Raw genomic sequence first — 14,484 nt, 5'->3', positions numbered from 1 at the left:
GGCCGGTCCTCAGGCTTCGTGGCCGACGATGCCGGGGGCTTCGTGGCCTACGGTGCCGGCCGCCGCGACGACGAGAATCCGGGTGCCGGGCACGGTGGCCCGCCACCGGTGGCGTACGCCGCCGGACAGGAACAGCGTGTCGCCGCGCTCCAGCCGGTACGCCCGTCCTTCGGCCTCGACCTCGGCCGCGCCGTCCGCGATGTACATCAGTTCGTCGCCGTGGTGCTGGAACTCGCGTCCGGTGTCCTGCTCCCCGGTGTACTCGGTGGCGCGCAGCTGATGCCGCCCGCGCACCACGCACCGCACGCCTGTCGCGTCGCCGTCACGGGCGCCCTCTTCCTCTGTGGCCCGTACGACGTCGACCGTGCGGCCGGAGTCGGCGGCGGCGATCAGCTCGGCCGCGGTCGTCTCCAGGGCCTCGGCGACCCGCTCCAGCGAGCGCGTGCTGGGCCGGGCCCGCTCGTTCTCGATCTGGCTGAGGAAGGGCACCGAGAGTCCGCTGCGGGCCGCGACCGTGGCGAGGGTGAGCACCATGGACTTGCGGCGCCTGCGGACGGCCGTACCGACCCGGAGTGCTTCCTTGTCGTCCATCGGTCCGCCTCCCTCCCTGTCTCGTGGTCCTCAGACGGCAGTGTGCAGCCTACGCAGCTTCACACGACGGTTTCGTACATACGTCAGGGAAGGTCCCCTCGTCTGTCCGGCCGGACAACATGAGGAGCGTACGGGCCGCAGTGTGTCCCAGTACAGCAGCTGCCGCGCCCCGCGGGCGTGGCGTCCGCGCGTATGCGCAGGTCATTGGCGTGCGGACGGCACAGCTGGGGCGGACAGCCGCGAGGGGCGGGCCGGTGCCCCGGCCGCTTTCACGGCGTACGGCATGATCGGGGTGTGACGCGACGCCTGATGCTCCTCGACACCGCTTCCCTCTACTTCCGCGCGTATTTCGGAGTCCCGGATTCCGTGCGGGCTCCGGACGGTACGCCCGTCAATGCCGTACGTGGGCTGCTGGACTTCATCACCCGGCTCGTCCAGGACCACCACCCCGACGACCTCGTCGCGTGCATGGACGCCGACTGGCGGCCGCACTGGCGGGTCGAGCTGATCCCCTCGTACAAGGCCCACCGCGTCGCGGAGTTCACCGCGACGGGCCCGGACGAGGAGGAAATCCCGGACACGCTCTCGCCGCAGGTGCCGATCATCGAGGACGTGCTCGATGCGCTCGGGATCGCCCGGGTCGGCGTCGAGCCGTACGAGGCCGACGATGTGATCGGCACGCTCGTGAGCCGCGCCACCGGCCCCGTCGACATCGTCACGGGCGACCGCGACCTCTACCAGCTGGTCGACGACGCCCGCGGAATTCGCGTGCTGTACCCGCTCAAGGGTGTCGGCACGCTCCAGGTCACCGACGAGGCGTGGCTCCGCGAGAAGTACGCCGTGGACGGCCCGGGGTACGTCGACCTGGCGCTGCTGCGCGGCGACCCGAGCGACGGGCTGCCCGGCGTCTCCGGCATCGGCGAGAAGACGGCGGCGAAGCTGCTCGCCACGTACGGGGACCTGGCCGGGATCATGGCGGCCGTCGGCGACCCGGCGTCGAAGCTGACGCCTTCGCAGCGCAAGCGGCTCGACGAGGCGCGGGACTACATCGCGGTCGCACCGAAGGTCGTGCGCGTCGCCTCCGACGTACCGCTGCCGGACTTCGACCCCGCACTGCCCACCGAGCCGCGCGACCCGGCGTCGCTGGACGAGCTGGCGGCACGGTGGGGCCTCGGCGGAGCTCTGCAGCGATTGCTCACCACTCTGCACGGCTAGACTGTTAACTTAGGTAAGCCTAAGCAGTACATGCCTGTGCAACACGACAGTCAGGGGAGAGCGCCGTGGCAGAACGACCGGCCCGCAAGGCACCGAAGGCCCGCGAGGCTCAGGTGATGCGCACCGAATGGATCACTCCGCACATGGTGCGCATCGTCCTGGGCGGTGACGGCCTGGACGGCTTCGCGGCGGACGAGTTCACCGACCACTACATCAAGGTGCTTTTCCCGGCTGCGGGCGTGACCTACCCGGAGCCGTTCGACATGGCCCGCATCCGGGAGGAGTTCCCGGCGGAGCAGTGGCCGGTCACCCGGACGTACACCGTGCGCAACTGGGACGCGGTGCAGCGCGAGCTGACCGTCGACTTCGTGGTGCACGGCGACGAGGGCCTGGCGGGACCGTGGGCGGCCCGTGTCCAGCCGGGCGAGACGATGCGTTTCCTCGGTCCGGGCGGCGGCTACGCGCCGGACCCGGCGGCCGACTGGCACCTGCTGGTCGGCGACGAGAGTGCGCTGCCCGCGATCGCCGCGTCGGTGGAGCGCATGCCGGAAGGGGCCCTCGTACACGCCTTTGTCGAGGTGGCGGGCCCCGAGGAGGAGCAGAAGACTGTCACCCCGGACGGTGTCGCGATCACCTGGCTGCACCGGGGCGACCGCCCGGTGGGCGAGGCGTTGATCGCCGCCGTGCGCGGCCTGGAATTCCCGGCCGGGGACGTACACGCCTTCGTCCACGGCGAGGCCGGCTTCGTGAAGGACCTCCGCCGTTACCTGCGGATGGACCGCGGAATCGCGCGCGAGCGCCTCTCGATCTCCGGCTACTGGCGCCTCGGCCAGGACGACGACGCGTGGCGCGCGGTGAAGCGCGAGTGGAACGAGCAGGTAGAACGCGAACAGGAGTCGGCCACCTGACAGTCCGGCCCAAGCAGCCTCACGCCCCGGACCGGCAGCGACGTATCTCTACGCTTGCCCCATGCACCGTAGAGACCGAGTGGTCGGAACAGTCGTCGGTTCAGCGGTGGGCGACGCCCTGGGCGCCCCTTTCGAGTTCGCGCTCGCGGGGGCGCTCTCCGAACGCTTCCCGGACGGCGTCGCCACGATGTGCGGGGGCGGCGGCTGGGATCCCGGCGAGGCGACGGACGACACGCAGATGGCCGTGCTCGTCTGCGAATCGCTGCTGGAGTGCGGCGGACTCGAACTCCAGGACATCTTCCGGCGGTTCCAGCACTGGGCGGCCGGCGAGCCGAAGGACATAGGGCTCCAGACCGAGGATGTCCTCACCAACGGTGAGCCCTGGGACGTCGCGGCCGCACTTCATTTCCAGCTGAACGGACGTGCGGCAGGCAACGGTTCGCTCATGCGGGCAGCCACCTCCGCCGTGTACTTCGCGGGGGCGGGCCACGAGGGCACGATGGACGCCGCCCGGCGCATCGCGGCACTCACGCACGGGGACCGCGCCGCATGGGAGGGCACAGCTGTCCTCCATGCGCTGGTACGCGTCGCGCTGGACGGCGGTGACCCGCTCGCCGCCGTACCTGACGCCCTCGCCCTCGTACACCCCGATCATCGGGTCCGGTGGTCCACTGTGCTCGCTCCGGACTGGCACCCGGACCACGCGACCGAGTTCAACGGCGCGGTGTGGCCGTGCCTGGGCTCGGCCCTGTGGGCACTGCGCACAACCAGCCGCTTCGAGGACGCGCTGTGCGCCGCGATCGACCTCGGCGGGGACACGGACACCGTGGCCGCGGTCACCGGCGGCCTCGCCGGGGCGGTGTACGGGGTGTCGGCCGTCCCTGAGCGGTGGACCGGGCCACTCCATGTACCGCTCCCCGGATTCGGGGGGCGGGTGCTCCGTACACCCGAACTCGCCGGCCTCGCGGAGCGGCTGGAGCAAGCCGGGCCGCACGACCGGCACACGTGATCAGGCCGCCGGGGACGCCGGGCGTTCCGTGATGCCCGCGATGCGCAGGGCCGCGTCCGCCGTGGCCGTCGCGAAGGCGGCGGGCGGGCGGTCCGGGTCGCAGCGGTGGATCAGGATCACGCCCTCGATGAGGCCGAAGACCAGGTCCGTACGGAGCGCGAGTTCGCCCTCGTCCAGCGCTCGGCAGGCCTCCGTCGAGGCCAGCAGCTGCCCATAGGCGTCCTTCAGACCGGCCCGTGCCCGGTGGAAGCCGGAGAAGGTCGGCGTGCGTACTTCGGGCAGCAGATAGAGCGCACCCAGGTTGTACGGCCCGGCGCACAACAGCTCGACGTCGGAACGGCAGAGCTGCCAGAGCCGGGCCTCGGCCGATGCCGTGTCGTCGGCGAGCAGGCGCAGTGCAAGCGCCAGGGACGGCGTGACGGTGGACTCCAGGAGGTCGGCGAGGAGCTCCTCCTTGCCCGCGACATAGTGGTACATCGTCGCCTGTCGCATTCCCGCCCGCTCGGCGACGGCACGGGTGGTCGTCGCCGCGTACCCGCGGGTGGTGAACAACTCCGCTGCCGCCGTGAGGAGTTCCTCACGGGGCGAAATCCCGCTGTCCGGCCGCTTTTCGGCGCGCGGCCTGCCGACCCGCCTCACTGTGGTGCTCATGGCGCTGATCGTCGCATATCCGTCCACCGCCGCTACCGCGCCCGGACGCTCGCCAGCACCTCCCTGTCCGGCTGAAGCGTGAGCGCAGGCACGGGCCGTATCTCACCGGGGTCGACGTCCAGCTCGAACCGCCGTGCCAGGACAGCCAGTACGAGCACCGACTCGACCATGGCGAACCGCGCCCCGAGGCACACGCGAGGCCCGCCACCGAACGGGAACCACGCGTACTCCGGCATCTCGTCGCCTCCTACGGCGTCCCACCGCTCGGGCCGGAACTCCTCCGGCTCCGGGAACCACCGGGCGTCGCGCTGAGTGACCCACTGGCTGCTCCACACCCGGGTCCCCGGCGTCAGCGGCAGCCCGCCGATCTGCGCTCCCTCCTTGGCCACCCCTGTGATCAGCCAGATCGTCGGATACAGCCGCAGTGTCTCCTTCACCACCGCCTGGGTGTAGGTGAGTCGCGCATAGTCCTCAAAGCCCGGCTCACGGTCGCCGAGCACCCGGTCCAGTTCCCCGGCGAGAGCTTCCCGCACCCGTGGATTGCGGGCGAGCAGGTACCACGCCCACACCAGGGTGCTGCTGGTCGTCTCGTGCCCTCCGATGTACAGGGTGACGGTCTCGTCGCGTATCTCCTCGTCCGAGAGCCGCGCCCCGGTCTCGTCCTGCGCGGCGAGCAGCCGGCTCAGCAAATCGGGGCGCTCCCCGTCGCCCTGCCTGTGCCGGGCGACAACCCGGGCGACCTCGGCATCGATGACCGCTGCGGCCCGTCTGATCCTGGCCCTCCCCCTGGTCGGCACCCAGTCCGGCAGCAGCGCTCCGATACCGCTGAACTCCGCGCCTATCTCCCGCTGCGCGACATCCATCGCTCTGCCGATCGCCTCGGCATCGGCGTCGGTGTCGGTGTCGGTGTCCGCACCGAAAATGGTGCGGACGGCGATCCGCTGCGTGAGGGCGGCCATCTCCCTCTTGATGTCGACCCGTTCACCGTCCGACCACCGGTCGGCGAGCTCCACCGCGCACCCCGCCATCGTCGAGGCGTAGGACCGCACCTGCTTCGGCCGCACGGACGGCTGCACCAGCGACCTCTTGCGCCGCCAGTCCGGTCCACGGGCCACAACCACCCCATTGCCCATCACCGTGCGGAACGCGATCCCCAGCTCCGGCTGGTCGAAGGTCCGCTCCGTCTCGGTCAGCAGCTCACCGATGTGCCGCGGGTCGGCGAGGAACAGCGACGGCTTGGGTCCGAACCGCCAGCGCACCAGGTCCCCGTGCTCCCGCAGCCGCTCGAAGAAAGCGAGCGGATCCTTCCCGAACTGAGGCAGATTCCCGAGGAACGGCACCCCGCGCGGACCAGCCACAGTGGTCCCCCGCCCCTGTCGCTGTGCCTCGACGGCCGCTCCGGTGTCCGTGGTCATGACGGGTCCCCCCCTGCTCAGGTGGCGCGCTCCGAGTCGTGCGCTACGCCTGACCCCATGGAAGCGCACAGGTCCGACACCGCACCACCCCTGTGGATAACCCCCAAAGACCTGTCACACCAGCCTCGTTGACCCCACACGCACCACCCCCACACACGTGCAGTGCGCCGCCCCCGCGAGGGGAGCGACGCACAGGTAAAGCCCGGTTACTACGTACGCGCGTACGCCGGTCAGCCCACCGACGAGTACGCCACAACACCCCGCAGCACCGCATCCATCGCCTTGCGCGCGTTCTTGGCGACCGTACTGCCGTCGGGCGTGGACGGCGCGGCCGCCGCGATCTGCCCCAGTACGTCGATGACCTGCTTGCACCAGCGGACGAAGTCACCGGCCGGCATCTCGGCCTCGCGCAGCACCTCGTCGAGCCCCTTGCCCGAGGCCCACATGAACACAGCCCAGGCGAAGCCGAGATCGGGCTCGCGCTGCCCGACACCCTCCGCCTGGTTGATCTTGAAGTCCTCCTCCAGGGCATCGAGCCTGCCCCAGATATGGACCATCTCGCCCAGCGCTGCCTTGGCCGGACCCGTGGGCAGCTTCGGCGCGACCGCATCGTCCGACTGCCGCGCCTCGAACACCAACGCCGAGACGCACGCAGCCAGTTCGGCCGGGCTGAGCCCTTCCCACACACCGGCCCGCAGGCACTCGGACGCCAGCAGGTCGAGCTCCCCGTACAACCGGGCCAGCCGCTTGCCGTGTTCGGTGGCCTCGTCCCCACGCAGATAGTCGAGCTCGGTCAGCAGCGCGTAAATCCGGTCGAAGGTACGGGCGATGGTGTTCGTCCGGCCCTCGATGCGCCGCTCCAGCTGCTTCGTGTCGCGCTGCAGCCGGTGGTATCGCTCGGCCCAGCGGGCGTGGTCCTCACGCTCGTCACAGCCGTGGCACGGGTGCGCCCGCAACTCGGAGCGCAGCCGGGAGATCTCACGGTCGTCGGCCGCGGCCGCCCGCTGTTTGCGGTGCCGATCGGGCGCGATGTGCCCCGCCTTGGTCCGCAGCGCGGAGGCCAGGTCGCGACGCGACTGCGGGCTGCGCGCGTTGAACGACTTGGGGACGCGCATCCGCTCCAGAGCCTCGACCGGCACCGGAAAGTCGATCGACGCGAGCCGCTTGACCTGCCGCTCGGCCGTGAGCACCAGGGGCCGCGGCCCGTCGTGCTGATCGAAGCCCCGGTGCCCGTTGGCACGCCCGGCCGGCAGCCCCGGGTCGAGCACCAGCGCCAGCCCGGCGAACTTGCCGGTGGGTACGTGGATGACGTCGCCCGGCTTGAGCTTCTCCAGCGACGCGGCCGCCGCGGCCCGCCGCTGGACCGCGCCCTGCTTGGCCAGTTCGGTCTCGCGGTCCTTGAGCTCGCGGCGCAGCCGCGCGTACTCCTCGAAGTCCCCGAGATGGCAGGTCATGCCCTCCCGGTAGCCCGCGATGCCCTCTTCGTTCTTCTGGACCTGCCTGGAGATCCCGACGACCGACTTGTCGGCCTGGAACTGCGCGAAGGAGGTCTCCAGCAGCTCACGCGACCTGTGCCGCCCGAACTGCTGCACCAGGTTCACCGCCATGTTGTACGACGGTTTGAAGCTGGACCGCAGCGGATACGTACGCGTCCCGGCCAGCCCCGCGAGCGCGCCCGGGTCCATGCCGCGCTGCCACAGCACGACCGCGTGGCCCTCGATGTCGATGCCACGCCGCCCGGCCCGGCCGGTCAGCTGGGTGTACTCGCCGGGTGTGATGTCGGCATGCTGCTCGCCGTTCCACTTGACGAGCTTCTCCAGGACCACGGAGCGGGCAGGCATGTTGATGCCGAGCGCCAGCGTCTCGGTCGCGAAGACGGCCTTGACCAGTCCCCGGACGAAGAGCTCTTCGACGACCTCCTTGAAGGTCGGCAGCATGCCCGCGTGGTGTGCGGCGATGCCCCGCTCCAGGCCTTCGAGCCATTCGTAATACCCGAGGACATGCAGGTCCTCGCCGGGAATCGATGCCGTCCGCTCCTCGACGATCTCGCGCACCAGCCGGCGCGCGTCCTCGTCGTTGAGCCGCAGTCCCGCGTACAGACACTGCTGTACGGCGGCCTCGCAGCCGGCCCGGCTGAAGATGAAGGTGATCGCGGGCAGCAGGCCCGCGTTGTCCAGCCGCTCGATGACCTCGGGCCGCGAAGGCGTCCAGATACGGGTGCGCTCTCTGCGCTCCCGCTCCCGGTCTGCCTCCCGCATGTTCCTGCCGCGGCGGCGGTCGCGCGACTGGTGCGGGCTGCCGCTCTCCATCCGCGCCATGCGCACCAGGTCGGGGTTGACCTCGCGCCTGCCGCCCCTGCCGTCGTCGGACTCCTCGAAGAGGTCGTGCATCTTGCGTCCGGCGAACACGTGCTGCCACAGCGGCACGGGCCGGTGCTCGGAGACGATCACCTCGGTGTCGCCGCGGACGGTGTCCAGCCAGTCGCCGAACTCCTCAGCATTGGACACGGTCGCCGACAGTGATACCAGCGTCACCGATTCGGGGAGGTGGATGATCACCTCTTCCCAGACAGCGCCCCGGAAGCGGTCGGAGAGGTAGTGCACCTCGTCCATCACGACGTAGCCGAGCCCGAGCAGGGCCTGCGATCCCGCGTACAGCATGTTCCGCAGGACCTCGGTGGTCATGACAATGACCGGGGCGTCGCCGTTGACACTGTTGTCACCGGTGAGCAGGCCGACCTTGCCGGCGCCGTAGCGTTTGACGAGGTCCTGGTACTTCTGGTTGGACAGCGCCTTGATCGGCGTGGTGTAGAAGCACTTGCGGCCCTCGGCGAGGGCGAGGTGCACGGCGAACTCGCCGACGATCGTCTTGCCCGACCCGGTCGGGGCAGCGACGAGCACGCCCTTGCCGGCCTCAAGTGCCTGGCATGCCTCGACCTGGTAAGGGTCCAGCTCGAAGTCGTACAGCTCGCGGAATGGCGCGAGCGCGGTGGCCTGCTCGACGGCGCGGGTCCGGGCGGCGGCGTATCGCTCAGCTGGGGAAAGGTCCTCTGTCATCTTGTCTTCGAGCCTACCCGCCACGTCTGACACTCAGCCCGATCTTTATTTCACCGGACAAGAACCCCGGCCGGGCCCCAGAAGGTCAGGTGATGTCGTCGTAACCGTTCAGCTGCTTCGGCGCCGGCCTGGACCCGCCGCTCTCGCTGCCGGCCTGCTCGGGCAGCGCGGCACGCGATGCGGAGACCGTCTCGATCTCGCCGATCGCCTCGGGCGTGAGGTCGAGCGCGGACGCCTCGTCGTCGTCCAGCTCCGCGTCGGGGTTGTTCCGCTCCCGGCGCTTGTCGTTCAGCAGCGAGAACCCGACCGCCAGGAAGTAAAGGACGGTGATGGGCCCGGCCAGGGCCAGCATGCCGACCGGGTCGGTCGTGGGCGTGATGATCGCGCCGAAGACGAAGACGCCCATGATCACACCCCGCCACCAGCGGAGCATGCGGCGGCCGCTGAGGACGCCCGTGAGGTTGAGCATCACCAGCACCAGCGGCAGTTCGAAGGCGAGGCCGAAGACGAGCACCATCCGCAGGGTGAAGTCGAGCACGTCGCCCAGGGACAGGATGTTCGCGGAGCCTTCCGGCGTCAGGCTGATGAGCACCTTCACGCTGATGGGAAGGATGAGGTACGCGAGATAGGCGCCGGCCGAGAACAGCGGCACCGCAGCCCCGACGAAGGCGTACGTGTACTTCTTCTCGGTCTTGTGCAGCCCGGGCGCCACGAAGGCCCAGAGCTGGTACAGCCAGACAGGGCTCGCGAGGACGAGACCGGCGGTGAGGCTGACCTGGATCGTCACGCTGAAGGGAGCCATCAGCGTGTTGAAGGAGACAATCGCGCAGTTACCGCCGTCGCTCGTTTCGCCCTTATCGCACTTGGGCACCGACTGCGTCAGGAACGCCATGAGCTCCTCGCTGTACACGAGGGCCACAATCGTGACCGCCATGATCGCGAGCAGACCCTTGGCAAGCCGGTTGCGCAGCTCACGCAGGTGCTCCACGAGAGGCATACGCCCCTCGGGGTCCTTCTCCAGTTTGGGGGCAGACTTGAGCAACCCACGTCCTCATCTCGTGCGGCAGGCGGTCACCGATCTTCGCGGTGCCTGCGGCGGCCCAGGTGTCAGCGCTTGGTCGTGTCGGTCGACTCGGCGACGGGGCGCGAGCTCGTCACGTCACCCGGAGCTGCCTTGATCGTGCGCGGCGCGGGTGTGGCCTGGTCCTGGGCCACGCCCGTCACGTGCGGCGGCGGGTCGGCCGGAGCGCTCTGGTCGTCGTCCTTCTTCATCGCCTTGGCCTCGCTCTTGAGGATGCGGGCCGACTTGCCCAGCGAACGAGCCATGTCCGGAAGCTTCTTGGCACCGAACAGCAGGATGATGATGACGAGGATGAGAATGATCTCGGTGGGGCCGAGCCTACCCATAGCTTTTTACCTTCTTCACCGAGGCGACAGGGAGTCTGATGCCCGACCGGCCGGACACTTGTCCGGTCGCCGCGCTCGCAGCGATCGTAACCCGTGGGAGTAAACGCAGGGCAATGCCCGTGCGTACACCGGATTGCGGCCCGCGCCTCGCTCCAGAGGCCGCTTTCAGCAGCGTACCGTCCGGACGGCCTCGTGGCGGAGGGCGCGCTTCCTAGCGCAACGCTTCGCCAGTGCGCGCCAGGTCTTCCGCCGCGCTCTCCAGGTTCTCCGCGGCCTGACTGATCTCCCGTGAGGCGTGCGCGACTTGGCGTCCGAGGCGCTGGACTTCGGTGAAGACCCTGACCGCCAGGACGCCGAGTACGGCGAGACCACAGAAACCCAGAGCAATTGCGAGCATCGGCCAGAGCATGCGCAGAGCCTAGACGGTCAGACGGTGGAGTGGAGGCGCAGCGTCCGCACGCCGCCGCCTGTGAGCAGTTCAACGATCCGCTCGCCCGCCGGCTTGCGCACCGCGGCGTCGCACTCGGGGCAGGTGAAGGAGTAGAAGGTCGTACGGCGGCTGGCGCCGATCGCCAACCGCAGTGCTCCCGCCGACAGTTCGAAGCGGGCGCCGCAGTCCGGGCAGGCCGCTTTGAAGAGGACCGGGCCCACTTGAGTGGGAATACCGGGCAATAGCGACATATCCACCAATCTCCTTACGCCTGGCTCTCGTACGCCTCAAGCGCCTCACGGGCCGCTTCCCGCGCGCTGACCGCCAGATCCCGTGGCGACACGATGTGCCCGTCCCCGCCGAGCCGCAGGGCGAGCCGCCGCAGCGAAGCCGGATCGGGCGTGCGCAGCGTGATCCGCAGGCCGCCGTCCGGCAGCTCCTCGGCACTGTCGTGCGGGTAGTACTCGGCGACCCAGCGGCCACCGGGGCCGACCTCCACCACCACCTCGGGATCATCCACCGAGGGCTGGACCAGCCCCTCCGACAGATCCCGCAGCTCGATCTCCGGCGGCGAGGACGGTTCGTCGAGCAGCTTGATCTCGGCGACCCGGTCCAGGCGGAACGTACGCCGCGCCTCGGAGAGCCTGCACCAGGCCTCCATGTACGTATGGCCGACCGCGAACAGCCGGATCGGGTCGACCTCGCGCTCGGTCAGCTCGTCACGCGCCGGGGAGTAGTACCGCAGCCACAGCCTGCGCCGCTCCGAGATCGCCCGGTCGACGTCGGCGAAGACACCGCCCTCGGACTCGAAGGTCACCGAGAGCCGGGAGCTGGCGCCCGCCACCTCGCCCGCCGCGGTCTCCAGCTTCGCCGTGGCCCGCAGCAGCGCCTGCCGGTCGCCCTCGCGCAGGCCGGGGAGGGTGGAGACGGCCCGGGCGGCTACGAGCAGCGCGGTGGCCTCGTCGGCGGCCAGCCGCAGCGGCGCCGCGATGTCGTCGGCGTTGTGCCACCAGATCCTGTCGCCGTCGGTGTCGATGTCGAGGAGATCGCCGCCCCGGAAGCTCGTACCGCACATGGGCAGGACGTCGAGGTCGGAGATCAGCTCGTCCTCGGTGATCCCGAAGGCGCGGGCGACATCACTGACGTGCGCGCCGGGGCGCTCGCGCAGATACGTCACCAGGGAGAGCATCCGCCGGGTCTGGTCGATCGCGTTCGTGGCCATGAAGTCGTGGTCCCCCTCAGTCCTTGGCCACGGCGCGCAGCCGGTCCACGACGTCCGCCCGCAGATCAGCGGGCTCCAGTACGACGACCTCGGGGCCGAGCTCGACGAGCCAGGCGTCGAGCCCGTGCCCGTACGGAATCGCCAGCTCGTCCCAGCCGTCACCCAGGTCCCGTACGGCCGTGGCCCTGGCCCGCAGCGGATAGCCGGAGCCCTGGCGCAGCTTGATCAGGGCGCTGCGGGTCGCGGTCTCGCCCGCCCAGGTCTCGACGGTCTCGCGTACGGTCACGACGTCCGGCACCTCGGCCGTGAAGGAACCGGCGCGGGAGCGGACCTTGCCGGTGATCCGGGAGAGCCGGAAGACGCGCTCGGCGCCCCGGTCCCGGTCCCAGCCCGCCAGATACCAGTGGCCGCGCCAGCACTCCAGCGTCCACGGCTCGACCTGCCGGGTCTCGGGGCGGGCGGCGTTGCCCTTGCGGTAGTCGAAGACGACGGGGCGGCGGTCGCGGCAGGCCAGCATCAGCGGCTCGAAGGCCGCCTCGTGCACGGGGATCCGGGGTTCGAGGGCGCTCTGGTGGCCTTCGAACGGATCCTCCGCCTCCGGCATCCCGGCGGCGCGGAGTTTCTGCAGGGCGCCACTGGCGGCTCCGGCGAGGCGGGCCTGCTGCCAGACCTTGGCGGCGAGGCCGAGGGCGGCGGCCTCCTCGGCGTCCAGGGTGATGGCGGGGAGCCGGTTGCTGTCTCGGCGGGCCAGATATCCGGCGTCGCCGTCGAGGTTTTCGACGGTCTCGATGACCAGACCGAGTTCGCGCAGATCATCCTTGTCGCGCTCGAACATCCGGTTGAAAGAATCGTCGCTGCCGGCTTCCAGGTAGGCCTCGATGGACCCCCGGAGTTCCCGCTTGCTGAGCGGGCGCCGGGTCCCGAGCAGGCACAGCGCCAGATTCATCAACCGTTCGGCCTTGGCAATCGCCATCGGCACCCTCTCTACTTGCTCTACGACCCTTGACCGTACCGCCCGGGGGTGTCGCGGCAAAAGCCGAGGGCCCATGCCGTTCGGCACGAGCCCTCGTACTGTGCTGCTGGAGCCGGATCAGACCGCGACGAGGTCGCAGACGAAGATCAGCGTCTCGCCCGGGGCGATGACGCCGCCACCGGCGCCGCGGTCGCCGTACGCGAGGTGCGCGGGGATGGTCAGCCGGCGACGGCCGCCGACCTTCATGCCCTGCACGCCCTGGTCCCAGCCGGAGATGACCTGGCCGGCACCGAGCTTGAACTCCAGCGGGTTGCCGCGGTTCCAGGACGCGTCGAACTCCTCGCCCGTGGAGAAGGCCACACCCACGTAGTGGACCTTGACGAAGTCGCCGGCCTTGGCCACCGCGCCGTCGCCCTCCCAGATGTCCTCGATCTCCAGATCCTTCGGCGGCTCGCCACCGGGGAAGTCGACCTCGGGCTTCTCGATGCTCACGGAAATGCTCCTCTTAACTACGAACTGGGCAACCTGGACAGTCTCGCATCCTTACATCACCGCGAGGATGTCCACCTGGAAGACCAGCGTCGAGTTGGCGGGGATGGCGTCCTGCTTCTTGTCACCGAAAGCCTGGTCCGGCGGGATGACGAGGAGGACGCGGCTGCCGACCTTCTTGCCGATCAGACCGTCCTTGAGGCCCTTGACCGTGACCTGCGGCAGCGCGAACTGCTGGGTCTTGCCCTGGGCGTACGTGCTGTCGAAGAGCTTGCCGCCCTTCCAGATCAGGCCCTGGTAAGCGACGGACACGGTGTCGCTGTCCTTCACCTTCGCGCCATCGCTCTCCAGCACGTACCTGGAGACGAGCTTCTTCGGCGCGTCGGCGTCCTTCGGCATGGTGACCTTCGGCGCCTTGCCGTCGGTGTTCGTGCCGACCTTGGGCAGGTCGATGTTGTCCTGCGCGACCTCGTTGCCCTTGGCGGAGCTCGGAATGCTCTTGGCCTTCAGAATGTCCACGACGAACACCAGGGTGGCGTTGGGCTTGATCGACGGCGGCTGGCCCTGCGCGCCGTAACCGAGCTCCGGCGGAATGACGAGCTGGACGCGGCTGCCGACCTTCTGGCCCTCCAGGCCCTTGTCCCAGCCGGGGATGACCATGCCGGCGCCGAGAGTCAGCGGGAAGGGCTGCTTGCGGTCGAAACTGTTGTCGAAGGGCTTGTCGGAGTCCCACTGCTGACCGAGGTAGTTCACCTCGATGGCGTCGCCCTTCTTGAGCGTCGCAGCGTCGTCCTTGCCCTTGCTGATGACCTCGGTCTTCAGCTCCTTGGGCGGGTCCCCCTCCCCCTTGGAGAGGGTGGGCTTCTCGCCGAACTTGGCGCCCGCGGTGATCGCCGGCAGTCCGTTCTTTGACGAGGTGGAGTCGGAGCCCTTGTCATCGCTGCCGCACGCCGCTGTCGAGAGCAGCAGCAGGGGGACGACAAGTAGGCCGGCAAGTCGGCGCACGTGTTCCTCAGATCTCAGACGGCACAGTAGTCGCCCGCCACTCTAAGGCGTGGCTCGGGCCCCGCACGAGAAACGTGCGAGGCCCGAGTCGCGTTCCCGGAGAGCCGGGAGAG

15 protein-coding genes are annotated in these 14,484 nt (G+C 69.7%); 3 read left to right on the top strand and 12 right to left on the bottom strand.

Annotated elements, in window-relative coordinates; translation table 11 throughout:
- Nucleotides 1-9: 9 nt before the first annotated feature.
- The gene (locus J7I98_RS08860; protein WP_214920059.1) at nucleotides 10-591 is read right to left on the bottom strand and encodes a helix-turn-helix domain-containing protein; all 582 of its coding nucleotides are present in this window, start codon (nucleotides 589-591) and stop codon (nucleotides 10-12) included.
- 309 nt (nucleotides 592-900) lie between these two features.
- On the opposite strand from J7I98_RS08860, the gene J7I98_RS08855 reads away from it, so the two are divergent.
- The 3 genes from J7I98_RS08855 (at nucleotide 901) to J7I98_RS08845 (ending at nucleotide 3,723) form a co-directional block, all read left to right on the top strand.
- Nucleotides 901-1,806, top strand: a complete 906-nt coding sequence (locus J7I98_RS08855) for a 5'-3' exonuclease (RefSeq protein ID WP_214920135.1) — start codon at nucleotides 901-903, stop codon at nucleotides 1,804-1,806.
- Nucleotides 1,807-1,871: 65 nt separating this feature from the next.
- On the top strand, nucleotides 1,872-2,714 hold the full coding sequence (locus J7I98_RS08850; RefSeq protein ID WP_214920058.1) for a siderophore-interacting protein: 843 nt from the start codon (nucleotides 1,872-1,874) through the stop codon (nucleotides 2,712-2,714).
- Between the two features lie 61 nt (nucleotides 2,715-2,775).
- Nucleotides 2,776-3,723: an ADP-ribosylglycohydrolase family protein gene (locus J7I98_RS08845; RefSeq protein ID WP_214920057.1), complete on the top strand. Its 948-nt coding sequence runs from the start codon at nucleotides 2,776-2,778 to the stop codon at nucleotides 3,721-3,723.
- Here the strand turns inward: J7I98_RS08845 and J7I98_RS08840 are convergent, their stop codons facing one another.
- The 11 genes from J7I98_RS08840 to J7I98_RS08790 all read right to left on the bottom strand — a co-directional run bounded on the left by J7I98_RS08840 (nucleotide 3,724) and on the right by J7I98_RS08790 (nucleotide 14,371).
- On the bottom strand, nucleotides 3,724-4,374 hold the full coding sequence (locus J7I98_RS08840) for a TetR/AcrR family transcriptional regulator (protein ID WP_214920056.1): 651 nt from the start codon (nucleotides 4,372-4,374) through the stop codon (nucleotides 3,724-3,726).
- 32 nt (nucleotides 4,375-4,406) lie between these two features.
- The gene (locus J7I98_RS08835; RefSeq protein WP_214920055.1) at nucleotides 4,407-5,789 is read right to left on the bottom strand and encodes a cytochrome P450; all 1,383 of its coding nucleotides are present in this window, start codon (nucleotides 5,787-5,789) and stop codon (nucleotides 4,407-4,409) included.
- 230 nt (nucleotides 5,790-6,019) lie between these two features.
- Nucleotides 6,020-8,845 carry an RNA helicase gene (locus J7I98_RS08830; RefSeq protein ID WP_214920054.1) on the bottom strand — a complete coding sequence of 942 codons (2,826 nt, stop codon included), beginning with the start codon at nucleotides 8,843-8,845 and terminating at the stop codon, nucleotides 6,020-6,022.
- Nucleotides 8,846-8,930: 85 nt separating this feature from the next.
- Complete coding sequence (gene tatC, locus J7I98_RS08825; protein ID WP_214920134.1) at nucleotides 8,931-9,842, bottom strand: twin-arginine translocase subunit TatC; 912 nt, start codon at nucleotides 9,840-9,842, stop codon at nucleotides 8,931-8,933.
- Nucleotides 9,843-9,952: 110 nt separating this feature from the next.
- Nucleotides 9,953-10,252, bottom strand: coding sequence for a Sec-independent protein translocase subunit TatA (gene tatA / locus J7I98_RS08820; RefSeq protein WP_214920053.1), 300 nt, complete (start codon nucleotides 10,250-10,252; stop codon nucleotides 9,953-9,955).
- A gap of 211 nt (nucleotides 10,253-10,463) precedes the next feature.
- The gene (locus tag J7I98_RS08815; RefSeq protein ID WP_214920052.1) at nucleotides 10,464-10,661 is read right to left on the bottom strand and encodes a hypothetical protein; all 198 of its coding nucleotides are present in this window, start codon (nucleotides 10,659-10,661) and stop codon (nucleotides 10,464-10,466) included.
- 17 nt (nucleotides 10,662-10,678) lie between these two features.
- Nucleotides 10,679-10,933 carry a phage terminase large subunit family protein gene (locus tag J7I98_RS08810; RefSeq protein ID WP_214920051.1) on the bottom strand — a complete coding sequence of 85 codons (255 nt, stop codon included), beginning with the start codon at nucleotides 10,931-10,933 and terminating at the stop codon, nucleotides 10,679-10,681.
- Nucleotides 10,934-10,947: 14 nt separating this feature from the next.
- On the bottom strand, nucleotides 10,948-11,904 hold the full coding sequence (locus tag J7I98_RS08805) for a YafY family protein (protein WP_214920050.1): 957 nt from the start codon (nucleotides 11,902-11,904) through the stop codon (nucleotides 10,948-10,950).
- A gap of 16 nt (nucleotides 11,905-11,920) precedes the next feature.
- Nucleotides 11,921-12,877 (bottom strand): YafY family protein, encoded by a 957-nt coding sequence (locus J7I98_RS08800; protein WP_214920049.1) that lies wholly within the window; start codon nucleotides 12,875-12,877, stop codon nucleotides 11,921-11,923.
- Nucleotides 12,878-12,994: 117 nt separating this feature from the next.
- Complete coding sequence (locus J7I98_RS08795) at nucleotides 12,995-13,369, bottom strand: FKBP-type peptidyl-prolyl cis-trans isomerase (protein ID WP_214920048.1); 375 nt, start codon at nucleotides 13,367-13,369, stop codon at nucleotides 12,995-12,997.
- A 51-nt stretch (nucleotides 13,370-13,420) separates the two neighbouring features.
- Nucleotides 13,421-14,371, bottom strand: coding sequence for an FKBP-type peptidyl-prolyl cis-trans isomerase (locus tag J7I98_RS08790; RefSeq protein ID WP_214920047.1), 951 nt, complete (start codon nucleotides 14,369-14,371; stop codon nucleotides 13,421-13,423).
- Nucleotides 14,372-14,484: the final 113 nt, after the last annotated feature.

Origin of the sequence: Streptomyces sp. ISL-98 (assembly GCF_018614055.1) — a bacterium.
GTDB classification, from domain to species: Bacteria; Actinomycetota; Actinomycetes; order Streptomycetales; family Streptomycetaceae; genus Streptomyces; species Streptomyces spiramyceticus.
This window is presented reverse-complemented; position numbering and strand designations above follow the sequence as displayed.

Coding starts and splice junctions, on each gene's coding strand:
- J7I98_RS08840 (WP_214920056.1), bottom strand. CDS start 4,374: ATGAGCACCACAGTGAGGCGGGTCGGCAGGCCGCGCGCCGAAAAGCGG.
- J7I98_RS08800 (WP_214920049.1), bottom strand. CDS start 12,877: ATGGCGATTGCCAAGGCCGAACGGTTGATGAATCTGGCGCTGTGCCTG.
- J7I98_RS08845 (WP_214920057.1), top strand. CDS start 2,776: ATGCACCGTAGAGACCGAGTGGTCGGAACAGTCGTCGGTTCAGCGGTG.
- tatC (WP_214920134.1), bottom strand. CDS start 9,842: ATGCCTCTCGTGGAGCACCTGCGTGAGCTGCGCAACCGGCTTGCCAAG.
- J7I98_RS08855 (WP_214920135.1), top strand. CDS start 901: ATGCTCCTCGACACCGCTTCCCTCTACTTCCGCGCGTATTTCGGAGTC.
- tatA (WP_214920053.1), bottom strand. CDS start 10,252: ATGGGTAGGCTCGGCCCCACCGAGATCATTCTCATCCTCGTCATCATC.
- J7I98_RS08815 (WP_214920052.1), bottom strand. CDS start 10,661: ATGCTCTGGCCGATGCTCGCAATTGCTCTGGGTTTCTGTGGTCTCGCC.
- J7I98_RS08810 (WP_214920051.1), bottom strand. CDS start 10,933: ATGTCGCTATTGCCCGGTATTCCCACTCAAGTGGGCCCGGTCCTCTTC.
- J7I98_RS08805 (WP_214920050.1), bottom strand. CDS start 11,904: ATGGCCACGAACGCGATCGACCAGACCCGGCGGATGCTCTCCCTGGTG.
- J7I98_RS08830 (WP_214920054.1), bottom strand. CDS start 8,845: ATGACAGAGGACCTTTCCCCAGCTGAGCGATACGCCGCCGCCCGGACC.
- J7I98_RS08835 (WP_214920055.1), bottom strand. CDS start 5,789: ATGACCACGGACACCGGAGCGGCCGTCGAGGCACAGCGACAGGGGCGG.
- J7I98_RS08860 (WP_214920059.1), bottom strand. CDS start 591: ATGGACGACAAGGAAGCACTCCGGGTCGGTACGGCCGTCCGCAGGCGC.